The sequence below is a fragment of the Shewanella sp. N2AIL genome, assembly GCF_022690845.1.
Taxonomy (GTDB): domain Bacteria; phylum Pseudomonadota; class Gammaproteobacteria; order Enterobacterales; family Shewanellaceae; genus Shewanella; species Shewanella baltica.
The window spans coordinates 26,940-46,832 of the sequence record NZ_JALBYT010000031.1 but is presented as its reverse complement, the minus strand read 5'-3'; the positions used below and the strand labels follow the sequence as shown (position 1 = coordinate 46,832).

The following is a 19,893-nucleotide window of genomic DNA, read 5'->3' as shown; positions in this document are numbered from 1 at the left end:
GAATAAGTTCCTTAACTATTGTTTTTTTTAAATGTTTAAAAGACAAATCAAATGTAGAACACATTTTAAACAGATGCCCGGTCAGTTCACGTTACTTAAAGCGATATATGTAACAAACTGTATTGAACGATAAGCATCTTGCTCAATCTGTTTCAACTCACCAGTACGTACATTGTACTCGTTTTAGTCATTTGTTAACAAATGAAATGTTAACAAATTTTAGGTGAGTCGGGGTTTTTACCATGATATTTACTTTAGCTATTGATTAGTATAACTAATGTATTTGCCATTCCTGTGAGCCAGTTCACGCCTCTTTGGATTTTACAATCACTCTGCTACACTAGCTTGGGTTCATTTTTCGATTAGACTACCAATGGACAATACGACTCAAGATTTGTGGCAATGTTACCAAGCGCCGTTATTTTTGCTGACTCAAGCATTATCCTGTGATTTTTCCTTTGCTGTTATTACCGCTCATAATCCCGCTTCAAAGCTGCTTTCTCCCAGTCAAAACCGTTTACTCGATCGCCAACTTCTCCGTGAAATTGAATTACTCGGCAGTCCCTATCGTGCTTTAGTGGGCGCGGCGCCGGATTTATCCCACATGGAAAAAAGCTGGGCCGTGTTTATCGATAGAACGATGGCGCTGCAATTGGGGAAGAAATTTAATCAATACGCGATTTATGTGGTCGAACAAGGGGATGTGAGCTTAGTGCCTTGCACCTTGGCCGGACATGATGAAGTCTGTTTAGGCAAATTTAGTGATTATGTGCAGCTGGTATACGAGTTACCCGATTTAAGCACTTAGTTGTTTTCAAAAGATTTTATTTAAATTATTCATTTGTTATGAAATTAGCATTGACTTCATTAGGGGTTTATTGCTACTTTTTTCGTCCCTTTCCCTAGGAAAGGAACAGAAGAGGAGCGTTAACTAGGTAGTCGGTCAGAGGAGCACAAACTCCAGCGATGACTGATGAGGGAGATTAACGCCGAGGCATAGATATGGTTGCTGCATGTTTATGTCGGTCGATCAGGCTGAATCCTGACGATTGTCACCTGTAATTGGTGGAGAGCTTCTGGTGACGATTGCTGTTTCCCTTCTTTTGGGGTGCGTTATCATTGAGCACCAGGCTCTTCGAACGAAGTTAGTTCGGAGTGTGATCATGTTAGTTAATCAATATTTTATTCAATCTGCGTTTATTTCTTGCCCTACGTGTTTCACGGAGGTGCGCTAATGTCCCTCGTTGTCGCAAAATTTGGTGGCACCTCAGTCGCCGACTATAACGCTATGAATCGCTGTGCCGACATAGTGTTAGCTAATCCTCATTGCCGTTTAGTCGTGGTCAGTGCATCGAGTGGCGTGACCAATCTGTTAGTGGAATTGACCCAAGAATCCATTAACGACGATGGTCGATTACAGCGATTAAAACAAATTGCCCAAATTCAATATGCGATTTTAGATAAGCTCGGTCGTCCTAACGATGTGGCCGCCGCATTAGATAAATTATTGAGTCGCATGTCAGTATTGAGTGACGCGCTCGCATCACAACGCAGCAAAGCGACCATGGATGAGTTGTTGTCCCTCGGTGAGCAATGTTCTTCGGCGTTGTTTTCAGCCGTCATCCGCGAGAAAGGTGTTAACTCTAGTGCCTTCGATGTACGCCGAGTGTTACGTACTGACAGCCATTTTGGCCGCGCTGAACCTCAGGTCGAGCAGATTGCGACTTTAGCTCGTGATTATCTACAGCCACTGTTAGCGGAACAAGTGATTGTCACACAAGGCTTTATCGGTGCCGATGAAGCAGGTCAAACGACAACATTAGGCCGCGGTGGTAGTGATTATTCTGCAGCTCTGTTAGCCGAAGCGTTACGCGCCTCAGCGGTCGAGATTTGGACCGATGTCGCAGGGATTTATACAACCGATCCGCGTCTTGCGCCCAATGCTTTTCCGATTGCCGAGATCAGCTTTAATGAAGCCGCCGAGATGGCGACCTTTGGTGCCAAGGTATTGCATCCTGCGACCATTCTTCCTGCCGTTCGTCAGCAAATTCAAGTGTTTGTGGGTTCAAGTAAAGAGCCTGAAAAGGGTGGGACTTGGATCCGTCATCAAGTGGAAGATGCGCCCGTATTTCGCGCTGTGGCTTTGCGCCGCGATCAAACCCTGTTAAATCTTCACAGCTTGCAAATGTTGCATGCACAGGGCTTTTTAGCGGAAACCTTTGCGACATTGGCGCGACATAAGATCAGTGTGGATTTAATTACCACCTCAGAAGTGAACGTGTCTCTAACCCTCGATAAAACTGGCTCTGATTCTAGCGGTCAAGGTCTATTGAGTGAGGCATTGTTGCAAGAATTATCACAGCATTGCCGAGTGCGCGTCGAAGATGGATTAGCCTTAGTGGCGATTATCGGTAACCGTATTGCGACCACGCCGGGTATTTGTCGCCGTGTGTTTGAAGTGCTTGAGCCACACAATGTGCGGATGATTTGCCAAGGCGCCAGCCCACATAACCTGTGTGTGTTAGTGGCAGAATCGGAAGCGGCGCAAGTGGTGAAATCGCTGCATCAAAATCTGTTCGAAGGCGCTTAATATGCTGCCGATAACATCGTCTCTGCAAATTGGCGAGCTTGCCGCAGGGCAAGCGCTTACCTTGCCTATTTACCATTTTAAGCCGAGCGACGATAAGGCGACTGGCCCCAAAGTGTATATTCAGGCCAATGTCCACGGCGCTGAAGTGCAAGGTAATGCGGTGATTTATCAGTTGATGAAGCAGCTCGAACTCTGTGACATCCGCGGTGAAATCACCTTAGTACCATTAGCCAATCCCCTTGGGATCAACCAAAAGAGTGGTGAGTTTACCCTTGGCCGATTTGATCCTATTACGGGGGCGAATTGGAATCGTGAGTATTTGAATCATGCTATCGATTTGCCGACTTGGTATAGCGAACATGCCAAGCTCAGTGATAGCGAGCTGATCCAAGCTTATCGCAGTACTTTGGTTGAAGCTTGTCAGCAAAAGTTGCGTCACGAATGGGGCATTACTACTGGCCATAGGCTTGCAGTTAATCTGCAGATTATGGCCCACGGCGCGGATATCGTGCTCGATCTACACACGGGGCCTAAATCCTGTAAGCATTTGTATTGTCCTGAATATGACTTAGCTGCCGCGCAGTTTTTGTCGATCCCTTATACGCTTGTTATCCCCAACACCTTTGGTGGTGCTATGGATGAGGCAGCGTTTTGTCCTTGGTGGCAATTAAGTGATTTTGCAAAAGCGCAGGGGCGAGATTTAGCCGTTGCTGTGTCAGCGTTAACCTTGGAGTTGGCGAGCCAAGAGCGCGTCTGTCTTGAGGATGCGTTGGTTGATGCCCAAGGGATTTTGGCATATTTAAGTCACCGAGGCGTGATCGCTGAAACCGTTGCGCCCGCTAAAATGCAGCGCTTTGGTTGTTACCTTAAAGACTATAAAAAGTATCACGCACCAAGTTCAGGGTTAGTGGAATACCTCGCGCCTGTGGGTGAACCACTGGCTGCGGGACAGCCCTTAGTGAATTTACTGCGAATGGATTTATACGGTACAGTGGATTAGCTAAAGACGCTCAGTTTGCCGCAGGACTGCGTGCCGATTTTGCACTTTGCTTCGGCATCTGTGCACCAAGGGACAGAGCTTTATAAAGTCATGACTAATGTGTTTGAGTTGCCGACGACATAATCGCCCGCTTAGAGCATAAGCATTAGCTCATAACATTCAGCTTATAAGAATGAACGAAAACAACGCCAATCCTAATCGATTGGCGTTGTTGTTTTTAAGGTGGCTATAACCACTTAAATCGATAAAACAGTGCCATCTGTAGGGCGACGAGTGAGATTAATATGCCGCAGAAGGTGGCGAAGGCCCAAGTGTTGTCGGCGCCCGGTATGCCGCCAATATTGACTCCGAGTAAGCCGGTTAAAAAACCCAATGGTAAGAAGATGGCAGACACTAAGGATAAGAAATATAAGCGTTTGTTGAGTTGCTCCGATTGCTGACTGAGTAATTCTTCCTGAGTCACATTGGCTCTGTCGCGCAGGGCATCGAGATCTTCAATAGTGCGAATAAGCTTATCGTTTGTTTCCCTCAGCTTGAGTCGCTCAGTATCGTTAAATAGACTCAGTTGTTCGGAAATCATTTTTGAAAAGGCTTCACGCTGGGGCGCTAAATAGCGGCGAATGGCAACGGTTTGGCGACGCAGTTCGGCGATATCGGTGCGTAAGTCTTTCACATTGCCTGAGACGACTAGCTCTTCTAAATCTGAGAGTTGTTCTTCTAACTTATCGATGAACTCGACTTTACGGTTAGTGAGTCGCTCACAGATTGCGACGATAAAGTCACCTGTGGTGGTCGGCCCATTTCCCTCAAGGATCAGCTCGGCGACATCTTTGACCGACTGTAACTCGCGATCGCAGGTGGATATGATCCGCTGTTTATCGGCATAAATACGCACGGCCACCATGTCTTCTGGTGCCGAGTTTGGGTTGAGGTTGACGCCGCGTAATGCGAGTAATATGCCTTCGCCTGTAATCACAGCGCGGGGGCGAGTGTCTTGGGCCAGTAAGGCATCACTTTCGACCTTCGGCAGGCCGCTATTGAGTATCCAGTGGCGCGCCTTTTTATTGCGATAGCGAAGATGCAACCAGAGTAGACCATCCTGCGGATCCCATTTTTCGATCTGTTCTAAGCTTAAGGTGGAACCCGCTTGGGCGCCGCTTAGCACTAAACTGTAGATAAATCCTTCGTGCATATCGCATTCCATATAACTTTCAAAATCATACAAACAAGCTAACTGATTTTACCGCGAAAATGAAGTCAGTACTCGTGCTTAACGGCGTGGCAACGCGCTTTATACTGCGTTTAAGGCTTTCGACAGAGCACCACTATGCCTTCAAGCCTTCGCCTTGCCTAAAGCGCGTTGAACTCCCGCTGAATGAACAGATATTTTGTACGATTGGTATTAAATCGGCTGTGCTGCGGGAGGCGAGCAACTTCGGCAAGGATAGGTTAAAATTAGCATTAGTAGGCTTAGAGCAAAGAGACAATAAAATGGAATACGAATTTCGGCGTAACAGTTTAACCGGCACTTTTCTGGCCAGCTTTAGCATGGATCATGAAGTGCTGGGGCAATGGTTTACAGAAGAATTGGGGCCTGAGTTAGCCAAAATTCAGCAAGTGTTAGACATGATTAAAGAAATTCAAACCGATAAACGAGGTGCATGGCGTCTCGTCGGTAATGATTTCACCTTAGAGTTAGAGCGTGAGCAGGCGCGGGTGTTTGCGAATACCTTAGGTTTCGAGCAAGAGTATGAATTAGAAGAGGCGATGTCACTCTATGATGCTGAATCTGAAGCTTATTGTGGCCTAGAAGATTTTGAGCAGGCGTTACTGAGTTGGCAGACATTTATCGAGAAAGGTCTGTAATCGTCCATTCAAATCCTGTTCGATAAAAACATAAAGGCAATCATAGGATTGCCTTTATTGTTTGCGCCATACCTCGCTAAACTCAAGGATTATTGATTAAGGTAGCGCACCGCCATTTCGGTTCTCGACTTGGCATTGGCTTTACGCAGTAGGTTTTTCACATGCACTTTGACAGTGCCTTCACTAATGTGTAAATGCTCTGAAATCATCCGATTACTTAAGCCTTCCGCCAGTTGCTCTAGAATTTGCAGCTCCCTTGGCGTTAGGCTTGAAATCCATTCTTGCTCATCGGTCGCATCTTTTAGCTCGTAGAGGTATTCCTCCACTTCATCGCTGATAACTCTGTGGCCAAGCATGGCATTTTTGAGTTTTTCGAGCAGTAAATCGGGCTCAGTATCTTTGAGCAAATAGCCGTCGGTTCCTGCACGTAATAAACGGATCACATCTTGTTTGGCATCGGAAACTGTGAGTATCACTATGCGCGAGGTGACGCCCTCTTGGCGCATGGCATTGAGCGTATCTAGGCCTGTCATGCCTTTCATATTCAGATCGAGCAAGATGATATCGGGCTCATCGGTGGCGACGGCGGTTAATGCATCTAAACCACCACCGGCTTCGCCAAAAAGGCTGAAGTCAGGATCTGAGGCAATGAGCTGGCAGATGCCTTTGCGTAACAGGGGATGGTCGTCGACCACAAGTACGGAATAAGGTTTACCCATTTGAAGGCTCCTGTTGAGAGGGGAAAATAAGCGTCACTCGAGTGCCACTTGAACCTTTGCTGTGCTGCGCAAGGTCGAATGAATAGTTAGGCTTGAATACATCGTCTTGTTTATTGCATCCTTGCTCAATCGTGGTTGCCGTAGCAGGTTTAAATCTGCTTATCTCGTTGTCGCTAAATACGACTTTACCTGAAAGTTTGCTGGCTCGCTCATGCATAATCCCTATGCCAAAGTGTTGATCTCGTTCTTTTAAATGTCCAATACCTATGCCGTTATCGCAAACATCGATATTGACCATGCCCTCGTCATCCTTATAACAATGGATATTGATGAGGCTGGCCTCGGCGTGTTTGATGGCGTTTAAGGTCGCTTCCCGAGTGATTTGCAGTATGTGAATATGCTGCTTTGCCTCTAGCCATTGTGGTGCAAGTTTATAGTCTAAGGTGATCTTGATACTCGTCTTGGTTCTGAGCTGCTCAAGCATAGCCTCTAAGGCACTTTTTAGATCGGGTTCTTTAATCGTGAGTCTAAAGGTCGACAGCAATTCCCTGAGCTGCACATAGGCAGTGCTCACGCCTTCATTGATTTCGGTTAATTGAGCCTCAACGGTAGGGTTGCGGCAGCTGTGATCTAAGTTTTTGCGTAATAAGCTAATTTGGATTTTAAGGAAGGACAGCACTTGACCTAAGGAGTCGTGTAATTCCCGTGCGATCACGCCGCGTTCCTCCATCAGCGCCAGTTGTTGTCTTTGCTCAGTGGCGTTGTGGATCACAATTGAGCGAGTCAGCATAATCGCGAAATTATTAAATAGCGCGATATTCGGTGTTTGATCGGCAATCAACTCTAAGTAACCCAGATTCGCTTGCTCAAATTGTAGCGGGAAACGGGTGCTGTTTTGAGTTACCTCTGGCCAGCCGCCATCGGCCTCAATCACTTCAAGTTCTTGCTCTGGATACTGGATAATGAGCCTAAGGTAGTCGAGTGACTCATAGCCTTTTAACTGATTTAGTGCCGCTTTGAGCGCTTTGTAATCGAGCTTATTTGCGTTTAATGTCAGTAGGTTATCGTATAAAAATGCCAGCTCATTGTTGGCCCGAGTGAGTGCTAAGGTTTTCTCTGCCACCTGCGACTCTAAATCGCCATAAAGCATGGCGAGTTCCTTGGCGGTTTTTTGCAGGGCATGGGTGAGCGCTGTAAGTTCGATATATTCGGTTTCGGGCATTTCGATTTCAAAATTGCCTTTAGAAATAGTATTCGCCGATTCCATAAGCTTTTGCAGTGGGATCACCACTTTCTTTTTAGTAAAACGCACCGCCACAAAGGCGATAATGAGCATGACGCTTAAGCCTAATATTTGGCTGGCGGCGAGGAGCCTGAGTTTAAAGGCGGCGTGGTGCTCCATCTCCAATACCAGTAAATCTATGGTGTCGACAAAGTCCTTAAGTGACGCCACATAGTCGCGGGAGTTTTCTTGCTCTATGTAGTATTTCATCACCAGCCATTTATCGATCACGAGCTGATATTGATCGGCAATCTTACGTGGACTAAACCAACTATCTGAAGGCTTTAAGGTATCGGAATAGAGGGTGTTTTCGAATTCGATTATTTTATCGAGCGCAGCATCACTGCCAGAGTTGGCGTAAAACATCAATCGATAGCTTTGCATCCGCAAAGAACCCGAGGCGTTAATCGCCTTAGCGTCGCCCAAGCTGTAAGACAAATTGATGATAGCAAAGGTCGATAAACTGCTAGAAAGCAGAATGAGTGCTAACATTAATCCTAAGATTTTTGAGGTTAGACTGCCTCGTTTCATTAATCCGCTATTCATTTTAATGGCCGCTGTTATGGCACTTTGCAGTGGTTTTTACATTAGAAAATAATGTAATACATTAACAAAAGTATAGAAGTGTGAACAACAACACCTTTACATTTTGATCTAGCGCAAACTTCGACCTAGATACCCCCTAAGAGGTATATGTTTAGCGGGATTAAGTCACTAAGTTTGACCATGGAGATGTCGTGATTTACAACAATAATGCAACACGGAGATGAGATGATGAAGAAGATGACAGGTAAGTCCTTTGCACTAAGTGCACTGGTTGCCGCCAGCTTCATGGCGGCGGGCGCAATGGCGAGTGATAAAACTGAGCCTCGCAACGAAGTTTATAAAGACAAATTTGCTAATCAATACGCTAGCTGGCATGACACAGATAAAAGCACTGAGAATACCGATGTGTTAGCCTCGGACCCGAGCTTAGTCGTGCTGTGGGCAGGTTATGGTTTTGCGAAAGATTACAACGCACCACGTGGCCACATGTATGCCATTACGGATGTGCGTAACACTCTGCGAACTGGCGCACCAGCCAACGCGGAAGATGGTCCAATGCCTATGGCTTGTTGGAGCTGTAAGAGCCCTGATGTACCTCGCTTAATTGAAGAGCAAGGTGAAGATGGTTACTTCAAAGGCAAATGGGCAAAAGGTGGCCCAGAAGTGGTGAACACCATAGGCTGCGGCGACTGCCATGAGAAAGGCACGCCTAAACTGCGTATCTCTCGCCCCTTTGCTGAACGTGGTATGGAAGCATTAGGTACACCGTTTGCCAAAGCGTCTAAAAAAGACAAGCAATCTATGGTCTGCGGTCAGTGTCACGTTGAATACTATTTCGAGAAAAAAGAAGGCAGAAAAGGTTTCGTTAAATTCCCTTGGGATATGGGCACAACCGTTGAGCAAATGGAAACCTATTACGACGGTATTGAGTTCTCCGACTGGACGCATGCGCTGTCTAAAACCCCTATGTTAAAAGCGCAGCACCCTGGTTATGAAACTTGGAAACTCGGTGTTCATGGTAAGAACGATGTGAGCTGTGTTGATTGTCACATGCCAAAAGTGACTAACGACAAGGGTCGTAAGTACACAGATCATAAAGTGGGTAACCCATTTGATCGTTTTGAAGAAACCTGCGCGACGTGCCACAGCCAAAGTAAAGAGTTCTTAGTCGGCTTGACCAACGAACGTAAAGCGAAAGTAAAAGAGCTTAAAGGCCGCGCCGAAGCACAACTGGTGAAAGCGCACTTTGAAGCCGCAGCCGCTTGGAAAGCGGGTGCAACTGAAGCGGAAATGAAGCCTATTCTAACCGATATCCGTCATTCACAATGGCGTTGGGACTATGCGATTGCTTCACACGGCGCTGCTGCTCACGCTCCTGAAGAAGTCTTACGTATTTTAGGTACCGCGGTAGATAAAGCGGCTGATGCGCGGGTTAAATTAGCGCAACTGTTGGCGAAAAAAGGCATCACAGATCCTGTCGCTATCCCTGATATTTCGACTAAAGCTAAGGCACAAGCCGCTTTAGGTATGGACATGGAAAAAATGAATGCTGAGAAAGAAGCATTTAAGAAGGACATGTTACCTAAGTGGGATGAAGAAGCGAAAAAACGCGAAGCCACTTATAAATAATACTTAAGTAGACTTCAAAATAATAAAAAGCTCCTATATAAGGAGCTTTTTTTATATCCTTTATTAAAGGATAAATATTAAATTTTTATTTCAATTCTATATTTTTTGCATTAAGGTGTGCGCCGCTAGGAGAGCAGGTTCGTTTAAATAAAAAATTTAAATGGATATTAATGATAATGGAATAAGCAATGCTGAGATTGTTTCTTCGTTATCTTCATCTTTTACTCCTAGCTTATAATCATATAAGGGAATACTTTGATGAAAAAAATTACCGCGCTTGCAATATTATTAGGTTTCGTAAGTGTTAATGCCGCTGCTGCACAAGATAACTCATTTCAGCATGAAGCAGGCCTAAAATATAGCGCAAATTCTGAAGAGTTCAGCGATGGTCTGTGGAACGCGAATTATCGTTACTACATTAGCCCAGTTGACCAAACTAAAGGTCCTTATGCGCTTAATGGATTTTTAGCTCAAACGTCTAATGTTGGCGTTAATTACAGCAATTATGATGAGTCAGATTTAGATACCATTGGTGTTGATGGCACTTATGTATTTGCTTCTAAATGGTTTATTGCTGCTAACTATCAACGTTCTGAAATCGGCAGTTTTGACTGGAACACTTACGGTGCAGAAGTCGGTTATTACTTCAACGATAGCTCTGCAGTATCTGCTTTCTATAACGATGGCAGCGATAGCATCGAAGAATCATACGGTTTAAAAGTGCGTAGCTTTATTGCACTGCAATCAACCACTGGTGTTGATTTGAGCGCAAACTGGACACATCAAGATTCTGACGACACATTCAATTTAGGTGCTGATTGGTATGTGACTAAATCATGGTCTGTTGGTCTAGGTTATACTGATGATGGTCATGATGATACTTTCGTATTAAAAACCGCTTATTGGTTACGTCTATCTGATAGCTTCTCTGCAAACTTTGAATTAGCTAGAGAATTAGATTCCGATGCTGATGGTGTATTTATTGGTTTAGGTCTGACTGGTCGTTTCTAATTTAATAATTGTAACGATATTTTAATATAAAGGTCACAAGTTAATGTGACCTTTATTATTTTACCCTAAATAAATTTAAGACTATTTTATCAGTTTTAATAATGCCCTAAAGCGCTCGCCTTGGGCCTGATGTTGTAATTCAAATAATAGTGATTCAACGTTCGTTAATAAGGCGCCTCTGGCTGTCATCATCTGAATACCCAGTTGTTTATTCTCAGCACTGCGTGACGAGACGCCGTCTGCGACGAGATGCACCGAATATTGCTGCTCTATAAGGTCACAACAGGTTTGATAAACACACACATGGGTTTCAATGCCCGCCAGTATGACGTGTTTACGATTTGTCTTAGTGAGTGCCTGCGCAAACTCTTCACAGTGCCAACCGCTAAAATGTTGCTTGGCAATGGGGGAGCCGCTTTTCTCTAGCAAGGTTTGAAGCTCAGGACTGGTTGCTCCGAGCTTATCGGGTAGCTGTTCTAACCAGAGTATAGGTATTTCAAATAATTGTGCACCTTGAATTAAGGTCTGTAGTTGTTGGTGCAGCTTGTCACTGTTATCCATGATTTGTGCAAGTTTTCCCTGCACATCGACGATAACGAGAACACATTCTTCAGGTTTTAACATCGGGCCTTCCTTCTGCGCTTGATGATTGTCTTAGTGATGATCTTCGCTTTTGTTTAAGAGCTTGTACTGTGATGCTCAGATTTCATCTCGATTTACGCTTCCCCCAGTAGACCTCAATTTAACCTTGTTACCAATAGGCCTAAGGTCGAATAGCGACTGCACTTAAGCTGCTCACTAAAAGAGTGCGTTGCACTTGTTTGTGCTCGATTATGGTGCATTTTTAACCTTTAAAAATAATCTTATTTAGTTAAATTTTAAATTAATCAGCAAGTTAAATTTTTGGCCTAATGATTGAATTACCTTTGATACAAGTTAATAACAATCGCGTTTTTTTGGAGGTCAGGATGAAACTAGTCAGCGCTATCATCAAGCCGTTTAAGTTGGATGATGTCCGTGAAGCTATCGCCGGAATAGGTATTGAAGGCATGACGGTGACCGAAGTTAAAGGTTTTGGCCGTCAAAAAGGGCACACAGAGTTGTATCGTGGCGCCGAGTATCAGGTGGATTTTTTGCCAAAAGTAAAACTAGAAATTGCCACTAAGGCTGAAAATCTCGACATGTTGATTGAGGCCATTACCACTGCGGCCCATACGGGGAAAATTGGCGACGGTAAGATCTTCGTCGTCGACTTAGAACATGCTATCCGTATCCGTACGGGTGAACTCGATACAGAAGCGCTATAAGGGGCTGATAATGGAAGAATTAACAAAATTAGGTGGCACAGTCACTGAACTACGCTTTGCACTCGATACCTTTTACTTTTTGATCTCAGGTGCTTTGGTAATGTGGATGGCAGCGGGATTTGCCATGTTAGAAGCGGGCTTAGTTCGCTCTAAAAACACCACTGAAATTTTAACTAAGAACGTGGTTTTGTACGCGATTGCCTGTGTGATGTACCTATTGGTTGGCTACAACATTATGTATGTCGATAACACTGAAGGAGGCTGGTTGCCATCGATTGGTACCTTAATCGGTTCTCAATCATCGGATGCGAGCCATGCATTAGAATCTGACTTCTTCTTCCAAGTGGTGTTTGTGGCAACGGCGATGTCAATTGTCTCTGGCGCCGTGGCGGAACGGATGAAGTTATGGGCTTTCCTGTTCTTCTCTGTGGTAATGACTGCGGTTATCTATCCAGTGGAAGGGTATTGGACTTGGGGCCAAGGTTTTATCGCAAAACTGGGCTTTGTGGACTTTGCGGGTAGCGGTATTGTGCACATGACTGGTGCGACTGCAGCGATTGCGGGGGTATTATTACTCGGTGCACGTAAGGGAAAATATGGCCCTAACGGTCAAGTGAATCCTATCCCAGGCTCTAACTTGCCAATGGCAACCTTAGGTATGTTTATTCTGTGGATGGGCTGGTTTGGCTTCAACGGTGGCTCGCAATTAATGGTGTCGGATGCGGCGAATGCGAGCTCAGTGGCAAAAGTGTTCGTTAATACTAATACTGCGGCTGCATTTGGTGCTATCTCTGCGCTTATCGTATGTAAGATGATTTGGGGTAAAGCGGATTTAACCATGATACTCAACGGTATTCTGGCGGGTTTAGTGGCGATTACGGCAGATCCGCTATCACCTTCACTGTTAATGGCGGGCGTGATTGGTGTGGTTGCTGGTGGTTTAGTGGTGTTCTCTATTGTGGGCTTAGATCGCATTAAGATCGACGATCCTGTGGGCGCGATTTCAGTACACGGCGTGGCGGGTTTCCTTGGGTTAATGTGTGTGCCATTATCCAACGCTGATGCTACCATTACTGGGCAGTTGACTGGTGCAGCCTTCATCTTTACTTGGGTATTCTGTTCATCCTTTGTGGTTTGGTATGCGATTAAGAAAACCATGGGGATCCGTGTGACTGAGGAAGAAGAATACAATGGTATGGATGCGTCTGATTGCGGTATCGATGCCTATCCAGAGTTTGTTACGGTTAAAAATGCTGGCTAAGTAAACTGGCAAATTAATTGTGATTCAACTTGATGCCTAGTGTGGATCGAGGGATAGTAAAGCAGAGCTTAGGCTCTGCTTTTTTTATGGATCATCGCAATGGTTGAAGCTCAGGGAGTTTAAGGGTGAAGGTATAAGTCGGTTGCCGCGCATTACTATTGTCTACAGCACTATTTACCTGCACCATTTACTGCAAGAATAAAGGGGTGAACTATGAGCTTACATGCCACAGCTGTCGGTCAATTTACGCGACTCAGCCTTATCGTTATTGCTGGCTTGATATCAGTATCTGCCTTAGCAGGGGAAATCATAGTTAACCGCTCGAGTGAGCCTGTCGATGCCTTTGCTGTGCGTGATCAAGTGCTCAAGGATTTTGAGTGGCAGGAGTCGCTGCGTCGCCAGCAGCAGATCCAAATTCTGCAGGCTTTACCCTTAGGTTGTATTACTGTGATAAAGCCCTATCGCTATTTCACCTGTGGGGAACATAACTATCGGCCATACCATTACCAGCAGCGCGAATTATACATAGAGGTTGATCGACCTTCGCAGTAACTAACGTGCTAAATCACTTGCCGTTATTTTTTAACGATAGCGATTGTCATTTTTTGTAACCATTTTATGTCGTCTTTTTCGCCATTTGTAATAAGCTCAAATAGGAGCTAATGGTGTGGGAGGACATATGTCAAAACTATTCCGAGCCGTATACCTGAGTGCCATCATGGGCGCTGCACTCAGTCAGTTGTTCGCCTGTAGCTCGACGACCATCGAGCCTGATCCCTCTGATCTTGAGTCGCTACTTGCCGATTCACTGTTTTCCCCTATCGTCGATATTCCTTCAGTTGCGGATATTTTTTATTTGCCGCCAGAGGTGGTGACAGACGTAAAGCGTAGCTATGACAAATACACTTTTTCCCATAATAACGCCATGTTAGCCAACGAATGGTTAGCCAGTTATATCAATGCCAGCCAAACCAATAGCGCTAAAATTGATTTTCGCTACCAAGATAACCTGACCCAAATTGCCCGTGAAACCTACGCCCAAAGGGCAGGGAATTGCATGTCCTTAGTGGTCATGACTTCTGCGTTGGCGGATATATTGAATGTGGGCGCTGAGTATCAAGATATCGCTATTGAACCCGTATGGGACAAGCAAGGGGATTTCTATTTAATCAATGGTCATGTGAACTTACGCTTACTTCCGCCCGAGAATTTACATTCAGTCTATGTGTCATCCGCAGCAATCTTAGTGGACTTTATGCCTGAGCGCGCCCTACGAGGGTATGGTAAGACCCGAGTGAATAAGCAAACCTTGATCAGCATGTTTTACAATAACATGGCGGCAGAATCTTTAGTGAATGGCGATTTAGATAGGGCCTATGCCCTCATCAAAGCGGGTTTAAATGTCGGTCAGTTTGTCCCCTCACTCAATACGCTCGCCATTATTTATCGGCATAAAGGGGATGAGAAACGGGCCGAACAAGTGTATCGCTATGCGCTTAAGTTTGAGGCGAAAAATTTAACCACGCTTTATAACTTAGCTTTGATTTTAGGGGATCAGGGCCGGCTTGATGAATGGGCTGAAATCAATAAAGTGCTTGAATTAGCAAGGATACGTAATCCTTATTATTACTATGATATGGCGCAGCAAGCCTTCGATGAACATCAATACGACGAGGCTTTAGCATGGTATCAAAGGGCGTTGGCCAAAGCTGATTATCGGCATGAATTCTTCTTCGGTTTATCAAAAACCTATTGGGCGCTGGGGGATGAAAAGCGTGCCAAACTGAATATGGAAAAAGCGCTGGCTTTGAGCCGTGATGATTCAGAGCGTCATCGCTATCAAAACAAGTTACAAGTCATGCTGCACCATTAGTATTGGCCTGCTCTAGCATCCAGTTCTCTTGCGTAGAGAGCTGGATCAATTGCACTCATTCAAGCGTTTAGTCGTTAATACCTTAGCTGACAGGCATGGATAGCTCACTCGCACTTGCCGCAAGCATTCCCCGCTTGCTTTTTATCCGCCATATTCGATTTTGTTCATTAAGGCTGTGAGTTAGTCAGCATATTTGAATTTTGATTTTTTTAAAATATATTAAAACAATAAGTTATATTTGATTTTTTGAAATGGAGACAACTTGGTTGCATTGGCGCTTGAGACTCGATAAATTGAACTCAGTATTGCAGTTGAGATCCCTTATCGCAGCGATAGAAATAGCCTAAAACACCAGAGTTGGAGCAGTAAAATTATGTATTACCAAAATGATGACGTTCGCATTAAAGAAGTAAAAGAGTTACTTCCTCCTATCGCGATTCTAGAACGATTTCCTGCTTCCGAAAAAGCCTCTGCGACTGTGTTTAATGCGCGAAATAGTATCCACAATATTCTGGCTAAGTCTGATGATCGCCTGTTAGTGGTAATTGGACCTTGTTCTATCCACGATCCCAAAGCGGCGTTGGAATATGGTCAGCGTCTGGTTGCGCTGCGTGAGCGTTATAAGGGTCAACTCGAAATCGTGATGCGAGTGTATTTTGAAAAGCCAAGAACCACAGTGGGTTGGAAGGGGCTTATCAACGATCCTTACATGGATAACAGCTTTAAACTCAACGATGGTTTACGCACTGCGCGTAAGTTATTGGTGGATTTGAACGACAGCGGCATGCCAACCGCGGGTGAGTTTCTTGATATGATCACCCCACAATATATGGCAGATTTAATGTGCTGGGGAGCCATCGGCGCCCGTACTACTGAATCACAAGTGCACAGAGAGTTAGCCTCGGGTCTTTCTTGTCCGGTCGGTTTTAAAAATGGGACCGATGGCACCATTAAAGTCGCTATCGATGCGATAGGTGCTGCGAATGCACCGCACCATTTTTTATCTGTGACTAAGTTGGGTCATTCGGCGATCGTTTCGACGAAAGGGAATCCTGATTGCCACATTATTTTACGTGGCGGCCGCGAGCCTAATTACAGTGCGCCGCATGTCGCTGAAATTAGCCAACAGTTATTAAAAGCTGAACTTGCCGACAACATCATGATCGACTTTAGCCACGCCAATAGTAGTAAAGAGTACCAACGACAGTTAGTGGTTGCCGAAGATGTGGCTGGCCAAGTGGCGACGGGCAATACTGCTATTTTTGGTGTTATGGTAGAAAGTCATTTAGTGGAAGGTCGTCAGGATTTAATTGAAGGTCAAGAGTTGTGTTATGGCCAGAGTATTACCGATGCGTGTATTGGTTGGGATGATACCGAGCGCCTGTTGGCCATTCTGAATCAGGGTATTATCGAACGCCGTCAGGTTTAATTGTCTGCTCGTGCGAACATAAAACGCAACTATACCTGAGTTAGTCGTTAACGATTGCGGGTAAAGTAAAAACAAAGGCGCTATCCCGGCGCCTTTGTTTTATCTATTTATTGCTTATTTCAACAATGTATTCATTTGCTTTGGCTAAGCTACCAAAGGCGGCAATAAGGTTGTCTCTACCTTTATCTTGTATCTCTGGATTGCCTGATTCGATCATCATCCACACCCAAGTTTGGATCAGTGGTAATGGCGGGTATTGAACTTTAGCGGAATCCAACATAAAGCTTCCTTTGATCTTATTTAATTTGTTTGTCTTAATGTTCTCGCTAGAGATTGGGCGTATGAATCGCAAAATCTAGCGCGTAGAGGTTAACAAATTCTATCGATTTGTATAACCGCCTCCATGGCATTTTGGGCAAAACTGCAAAAATAATCAACAGCAGTAAGGTTGAGCTAAGCCTTCCCCCATAGCCAACTTGTCTTCTGTTATACGGCGCAGAGGTCAAGTCAAACGCAAGCTATGGGTACTTATGTCAGCACAGAAATCAGTATAAATTCATTTCTTGTGAATATGCCAGTGTAATACGTAAGTATGACGTTTTAGCTTTTAATAGGATCAGAATAGCAACGGATTGTGTCGTGAATAAGTCTATTTGTCTGTCAGGAAAATCTGATTGATTTTATTCAAGCTTTGCTCGTTTCGTTTAGCTTATGTCTGGTTTGTACTGTTACAATTGGCATAACTCATTCAAGGTTATCTCCTATGCGCCCAACGTTATATTTTGAAGGTCCAGTCGATAAATTAAACTGGCACGTCATGAAGCTGCTTTGGCCTTACTTATTGGAATACAAAGGCCGTATTGCGCTGGCGATGTCATGCCTCATCATCGCTAAGCTGACCAGCGTGGCTTTGCCTTTTATTTTGAAGCATTTGGTCGACACCTTAGATGCCGATAAAACCGCGCAAGCCCTCAGTGTGCCCGTGGGATTAGTGTTGGCCTATGGTGCGATTCGTTTACTGACGGCGATTACGGGGGAGATCCGCGATACCTTGTTTGGTCGGGTGACTGAGCGTGCGATCCGCCGTTTAGGCTTAGCGGTATTCGACCATTTACACCGGCTTGATCTCGATTTTCATCTAGAGCGCAAAACCGGCGGTCTATCCCGTGATATTGAGCGCGGCACCAGTGGCGTGAGTTTCCTCATGCGGTTTATGGTGTTCAACATAGTGCCGACCTTGCTCGAAATTGTCATGGTGATTGGCATTTTCTTCTATAACTACGGGATTGCGTTTGCGGCAATCACCTTTATTGCTGTGTTGGCCTACATCATATTCTCTGTGGTTGCGACCGAATGGCGCACTGAGTACGTACGCGATGCCGCCAAGGCTGACTCTTTATCAAATACGCGGGCGATTGATAGTTTGCTGAACTACGAAACCGTTAAGTATTTCAATAATGAAAAGTATGAGTCGCAGCGCTACGATCAAGCGCTCGAACAGTGGGAAGTCGCTAAACGTAAAAACCGTTTATCTTTGTTTGCGCTTAATGGTGGGCAAGCTGTGATTATCGCTCTGGCGATGACAGCTATGATGGCGCTGGCGGCTTACCGAGTCACCTATGGCGATATGACCTTAGGTGATTTTGTGTTGATTAATGCGTTTATGATGCAGCTCTTTTTACCCCTTAACTTTTTAGGTTTCGTGTATCGCGAAATTCGCGGCGCCTTAGCCAATATTGAACGTATGTTTAGCCTGCTCGATAAACATCCCATGATAGTCGACTCAGCCCAAGCACTCGATTTTCAGCCCACCAAGGGCGAGCTGGTATTTGAAAATGTGAATTTCAGCTACGACGAGCGGCAAATTTTGCGGGACGTGAGTTTTAAGGTTGCTGCGGGAAAAAAAGTGGCCGTAGTCGGTGATAGTGGTGCCGGTAAATCGACGCTGATTAAACTGCTATTTCGATTTTACGATGTGGACCAAGGCGCGATTAAAATCGATGGACAAGATATCCGTCATCTGACGCAAGATGCGCTGCGACGGGCCATCGCTATCGTGCCGCAGGATACTGTGCTGTTTAACGATTCATTAGTTGAGAACATACGTTATGGCCGCCCAACCGCGACGGATGAAGAGGTGCGCAACGCAATTAAATTAGCGCATTTAGAGCAATTTATTGCATCGCTTGCCCTTGGGTGGGATACAAAGGTGGGTGAACGCGGCTTAAAGCTCTCTGGCGGAGAAAAACAGCGGGTTGCGATAGCCAGAGCCATTTTAAAGGGCTCGCCCGTGCTAGTGTTTGATGAGGCAACATCCTCACTCGATAGCCGCTCCGAGCAAGCGATTTTGTCGGCACTGCGGGAAGTCGCTAAAGGGCATACCAGCCTTGTGGTGGCTCACCGATTGTCCACTATTGTCGATGCTGACCAAATCGTTGTATTGAGCCAAGGTGAAATTGTTGAGCAGGGTAATCACCAGACTTTGCTAGTGGCAAATGGTCTATATGCCAAATTATGGCGGATACAAAATGAGCAGCAACATACTCATCTGAGCAGTGAATAGCGTAATACAGTTCAGTCTTTATTCAGCTTCGGCTCTCTATACTCAAATGCCAACACATCAATCGGAAGAGATCTGGCATGGAAAATATTGCACTGAGAGTGAACATTGAAGGCAAAGAAGAAAAAGTCGCCACTGATTGGTTTGCCATCATGGCGACATTGAAAAAACGTGGTGTTGATTATGATTCGCTGCAACGTATTCATGCTGAATTGAATGCGGGTCTACTGGTGACGACTCGGTGTCTTACTTTGGCTAAGGTCAATCCAGAGATGGTACTTGCGGGCGTGATCCGCGATATGAACGTGCCGACAAGTGACTATATGATGAGCATGCGCTAGAGATAGAGATGAGTATGCGTTAGAAAGCACGTGTTAGATGAGATTGTGGGAGGATAGAGGTGAACTTCTATTCTCGATGCTCAAGGAAGAGTGATTTTGCTCTAGAGCTACTCTAGATAAATTCGACTCTCGATAAATATTACCGAATTAAGCTACGCCGTTCAGCTTGCCAGCTTTCCAACCTTCGCATAAAAGATTCAATTTAGGCACTGACTCATCGATCAAGGTGAGTCGAATGATCTGTCCTTCACGAAAACACACAAGCTCGCCTTCGATCTCAGTTAGGCGATTACAGCTCTTACAGCTTGTGCTTACAGTTTTACTGGGGGGCAGTTGGCTTACGAAGCTAGATTTCAAAGTGTTTCCTTAAGTTCTATTGTGGGTAAGGTATTTGAATAACGCCTCACCTCACGAATCTTACCTCTTTTGTGATGCGCATTCAAATATACCTGATGTAAAACCCATATAGACAAAAGTTG

Annotated in this window: 18 protein-coding genes, 1 pseudogene and 1 riboswitch; of the genes and pseudogenes, 13 read left to right on the top strand and 6 right to left on the bottom strand. The window is 45.0% G+C overall.

The annotated features are described in order from the left end of the window. Positions 1-373 precede the first annotated feature (373 nt). From MO387_RS16615 to MO387_RS16605, 3 genes and pseudogenes are all read left to right on the top strand, one after another. Positions 374-808 carry a DUF3293 domain-containing protein gene (locus MO387_RS16615; protein ID WP_006084167.1) on the top strand — a complete coding sequence of 145 codons (435 nt, stop codon included), beginning with the start codon at positions 374-376 and terminating at the stop codon, positions 806-808. Positions 809-909: 101 nt separating this feature from the next. After that, a riboswitch (Lysine riboswitch) is annotated at positions 910-1,084 on the top strand. 150 nt (positions 1,085-1,234) lie between these two features. Beyond that, positions 1,235-2,590, top strand: a complete 1,356-nt coding sequence (lysC, locus tag MO387_RS16610; RefSeq protein ID WP_063881752.1) for a lysine-sensitive aspartokinase 3 — start codon at positions 1,235-1,237, stop codon at positions 2,588-2,590. A 1-nt stretch (position 2,591) separates the two neighbouring features. Beyond that, positions 2,592-3,713 (top strand): annotated as a pseudogene (locus tag MO387_RS16605) (succinylglutamate desuccinylase/aspartoacylase family protein). A 103-nt stretch (positions 3,714-3,816) separates the two neighbouring features. Here MO387_RS16605 and MO387_RS16600 read toward each other — a convergent pair. Continuing rightward, the gene (locus MO387_RS16600) at positions 3,817-4,782 is read right to left on the bottom strand and encodes a zinc transporter ZntB (RefSeq protein ID WP_107949233.1); all 966 of its coding nucleotides are present in this window, start codon (positions 4,780-4,782) and stop codon (positions 3,817-3,819) included. Between the two features lie 299 nt (positions 4,783-5,081). On the opposite strand from MO387_RS16600, the gene MO387_RS16595 reads away from it, so the two are divergent. Then, positions 5,082-5,456, top strand: coding sequence for a YacL family protein (locus MO387_RS16595; RefSeq protein ID WP_006080134.1), 375 nt, complete (start codon positions 5,082-5,084; stop codon positions 5,454-5,456). A gap of 89 nt (positions 5,457-5,545) precedes the next feature. Here the strand turns inward: MO387_RS16595 and MO387_RS16590 are convergent, their stop codons facing one another. Then, positions 5,546-6,175, bottom strand: a complete 630-nt coding sequence (locus tag MO387_RS16590) for a response regulator (protein WP_107949231.1) — start codon at positions 6,173-6,175, stop codon at positions 5,546-5,548. Beyond that, positions 6,168-8,003 (bottom strand): nitrate/nitrite two-component system sensor histidine kinase NarQ, encoded by a 1,836-nt coding sequence (gene narQ / locus MO387_RS16585; protein ID WP_199908757.1) that lies wholly within the window; start codon positions 8,001-8,003, stop codon positions 6,168-6,170. The genes MO387_RS16590 and narQ overlap by 8 nt, the downstream gene beginning before the upstream one ends. 225 nt (positions 8,004-8,228) lie before the next feature. Here narQ and nrfA point away from each other — a divergent pair, with 225 nt between their 5' ends. Both nrfA and MO387_RS16575 read left to right on the top strand, forming a co-directional pair. Beyond that, positions 8,229-9,632 (top strand): ammonia-forming nitrite reductase cytochrome c552 subunit, encoded by a 1,404-nt coding sequence (gene nrfA / locus MO387_RS16580; RefSeq protein WP_012090224.1) that lies wholly within the window; start codon positions 8,229-8,231, stop codon positions 9,630-9,632. 258 nt (positions 9,633-9,890) lie between these two features. Continuing rightward, positions 9,891-10,643, top strand: a complete 753-nt coding sequence (locus MO387_RS16575) for a putative porin (protein WP_063881746.1) — start codon at positions 9,891-9,893, stop codon at positions 10,641-10,643. An 81-nt stretch (positions 10,644-10,724) separates the two neighbouring features. On the opposite strand, the gene MO387_RS16570 is transcribed toward MO387_RS16575, so the two are convergent. Next, on the bottom strand, positions 10,725-11,267 hold the full coding sequence (locus MO387_RS16570; protein WP_106651648.1) for a hydrolase: 543 nt from the start codon (positions 11,265-11,267) through the stop codon (positions 10,725-10,727). Between the two features lie 344 nt (positions 11,268-11,611). Here MO387_RS16570 and MO387_RS16565 point away from each other — a divergent pair, with 344 nt between their 5' ends. From MO387_RS16565 to aroG, 5 genes are all read left to right on the top strand, one after another. Further along, on the top strand, positions 11,612-11,950 hold the full coding sequence (locus MO387_RS16565; protein WP_028761800.1) for a P-II family nitrogen regulator: 339 nt from the start codon (positions 11,612-11,614) through the stop codon (positions 11,948-11,950). 10 nt (positions 11,951-11,960) lie between these two features. Continuing rightward, the gene (locus MO387_RS16560; protein WP_012197658.1) at positions 11,961-13,211 is read left to right on the top strand and encodes an ammonium transporter; all 1,251 of its coding nucleotides are present in this window, start codon (positions 11,961-11,963) and stop codon (positions 13,209-13,211) included. A gap of 213 nt (positions 13,212-13,424) precedes the next feature. Then, positions 13,425-13,763 carry a hypothetical protein gene (locus MO387_RS16555; RefSeq protein WP_107949227.1) on the top strand — a complete coding sequence of 113 codons (339 nt, stop codon included), beginning with the start codon at positions 13,425-13,427 and terminating at the stop codon, positions 13,761-13,763. A gap of 127 nt (positions 13,764-13,890) precedes the next feature. Next, complete coding sequence (locus MO387_RS16550; protein ID WP_012197656.1) at positions 13,891-15,084, top strand: hypothetical protein; 1,194 nt, start codon at positions 13,891-13,893, stop codon at positions 15,082-15,084. A gap of 373 nt (positions 15,085-15,457) precedes the next feature. Continuing rightward, positions 15,458-16,513: a 3-deoxy-7-phosphoheptulonate synthase AroG gene (gene aroG, locus MO387_RS16545; RefSeq protein ID WP_107949225.1), complete on the top strand. Its 1,056-nt coding sequence runs from the start codon at positions 15,458-15,460 to the stop codon at positions 16,511-16,513. Positions 16,514-16,616: 103 nt separating this feature from the next. Here the strand turns inward: aroG and MO387_RS16540 are convergent, their stop codons facing one another. Further along, entirely contained in the window at positions 16,617-16,793 is a 177-nt protein-coding gene (locus MO387_RS16540; RefSeq protein WP_006080150.1) for a hypothetical protein, read from the bottom strand. Positions 16,794-17,276: 483 nt separating this feature from the next. On the opposite strand from MO387_RS16540, the gene MO387_RS16535 reads away from it, so the two are divergent. Beyond that, entirely contained in the window at positions 17,277-19,076 is a 1,800-nt protein-coding gene (locus MO387_RS16535) for an ABC transporter ATP-binding protein/permease (protein WP_107949222.1), read from the top strand. Positions 19,077-19,153: 77 nt separating this feature from the next. Beyond that, entirely contained in the window at positions 19,154-19,414 is a 261-nt protein-coding gene (locus MO387_RS16530) for a hypothetical protein (RefSeq protein WP_107949220.1), read from the top strand. Between the two features lie 147 nt (positions 19,415-19,561). Here the strand turns inward: MO387_RS16530 and MO387_RS16525 are convergent, their stop codons facing one another. After that, entirely contained in the window at positions 19,562-19,771 is a 210-nt protein-coding gene (locus MO387_RS16525; RefSeq protein WP_012588577.1) for a hypothetical protein, read from the bottom strand. Positions 19,772-19,893 lie beyond the last annotated feature (122 nt).

Bases quoted from the DNA above. Each gene is read 5' to 3' on its own strand.
- MO387_RS16540 (WP_006080150.1), bottom strand. From the start codon at position 16,793: ATGTTGGATTCCGCTAAAGTTCAATACCCGCCATTACCACTGATCCAA.
- MO387_RS16550 (WP_012197656.1), top strand. From the start codon at position 13,891: ATGTCAAAACTATTCCGAGCCGTATACCTGAGTGCCATCATGGGCGCT.
- MO387_RS16535 (WP_107949222.1), top strand. From the start codon at position 17,277: ATGCGCCCAACGTTATATTTTGAAGGTCCAGTCGATAAATTAAACTGG.
- MO387_RS16555 (WP_107949227.1), top strand. From the start codon at position 13,425: ATGAGCTTACATGCCACAGCTGTCGGTCAATTTACGCGACTCAGCCTT.
- MO387_RS16570 (WP_106651648.1), bottom strand. From the start codon at position 11,267: ATGTTAAAACCTGAAGAATGTGTTCTCGTTATCGTCGATGTGCAGGGA.
- MO387_RS16565 (WP_028761800.1), top strand. From the start codon at position 11,612: ATGAAACTAGTCAGCGCTATCATCAAGCCGTTTAAGTTGGATGATGTC.
- MO387_RS16575 (WP_063881746.1), top strand. From the start codon at position 9,891: ATGAAAAAAATTACCGCGCTTGCAATATTATTAGGTTTCGTAAGTGTT.
- narQ (WP_199908757.1), bottom strand. From the start codon at position 8,003: ATGAATAGCGGATTAATGAAACGAGGCAGTCTAACCTCAAAAATCTTA.
- MO387_RS16530 (WP_107949220.1), top strand. From the start codon at position 19,154: ATGGAAAATATTGCACTGAGAGTGAACATTGAAGGCAAAGAAGAAAAA.
- lysC (WP_063881752.1), top strand. From the start codon at position 1,235: ATGTCCCTCGTTGTCGCAAAATTTGGTGGCACCTCAGTCGCCGACTAT.
- MO387_RS16615 (WP_006084167.1), top strand. From the start codon at position 374: ATGGACAATACGACTCAAGATTTGTGGCAATGTTACCAAGCGCCGTTA.
- MO387_RS16595 (WP_006080134.1), top strand. From the start codon at position 5,082: ATGGAATACGAATTTCGGCGTAACAGTTTAACCGGCACTTTTCTGGCC.
- aroG (WP_107949225.1), top strand. From the start codon at position 15,458: ATGTATTACCAAAATGATGACGTTCGCATTAAAGAAGTAAAAGAGTTA.
- MO387_RS16560 (WP_012197658.1), top strand. From the start codon at position 11,961: ATGGAAGAATTAACAAAATTAGGTGGCACAGTCACTGAACTACGCTTT.
- MO387_RS16600 (WP_107949233.1), bottom strand. From the start codon at position 4,782: ATGCACGAAGGATTTATCTACAGTTTAGTGCTAAGCGGCGCCCAAGCG.
- nrfA (WP_012090224.1), top strand. From the start codon at position 8,229: ATGATGAAGAAGATGACAGGTAAGTCCTTTGCACTAAGTGCACTGGTT.
- MO387_RS16590 (WP_107949231.1), bottom strand. From the start codon at position 6,175: ATGGGTAAACCTTATTCCGTACTTGTGGTCGACGACCATCCCCTGTTA.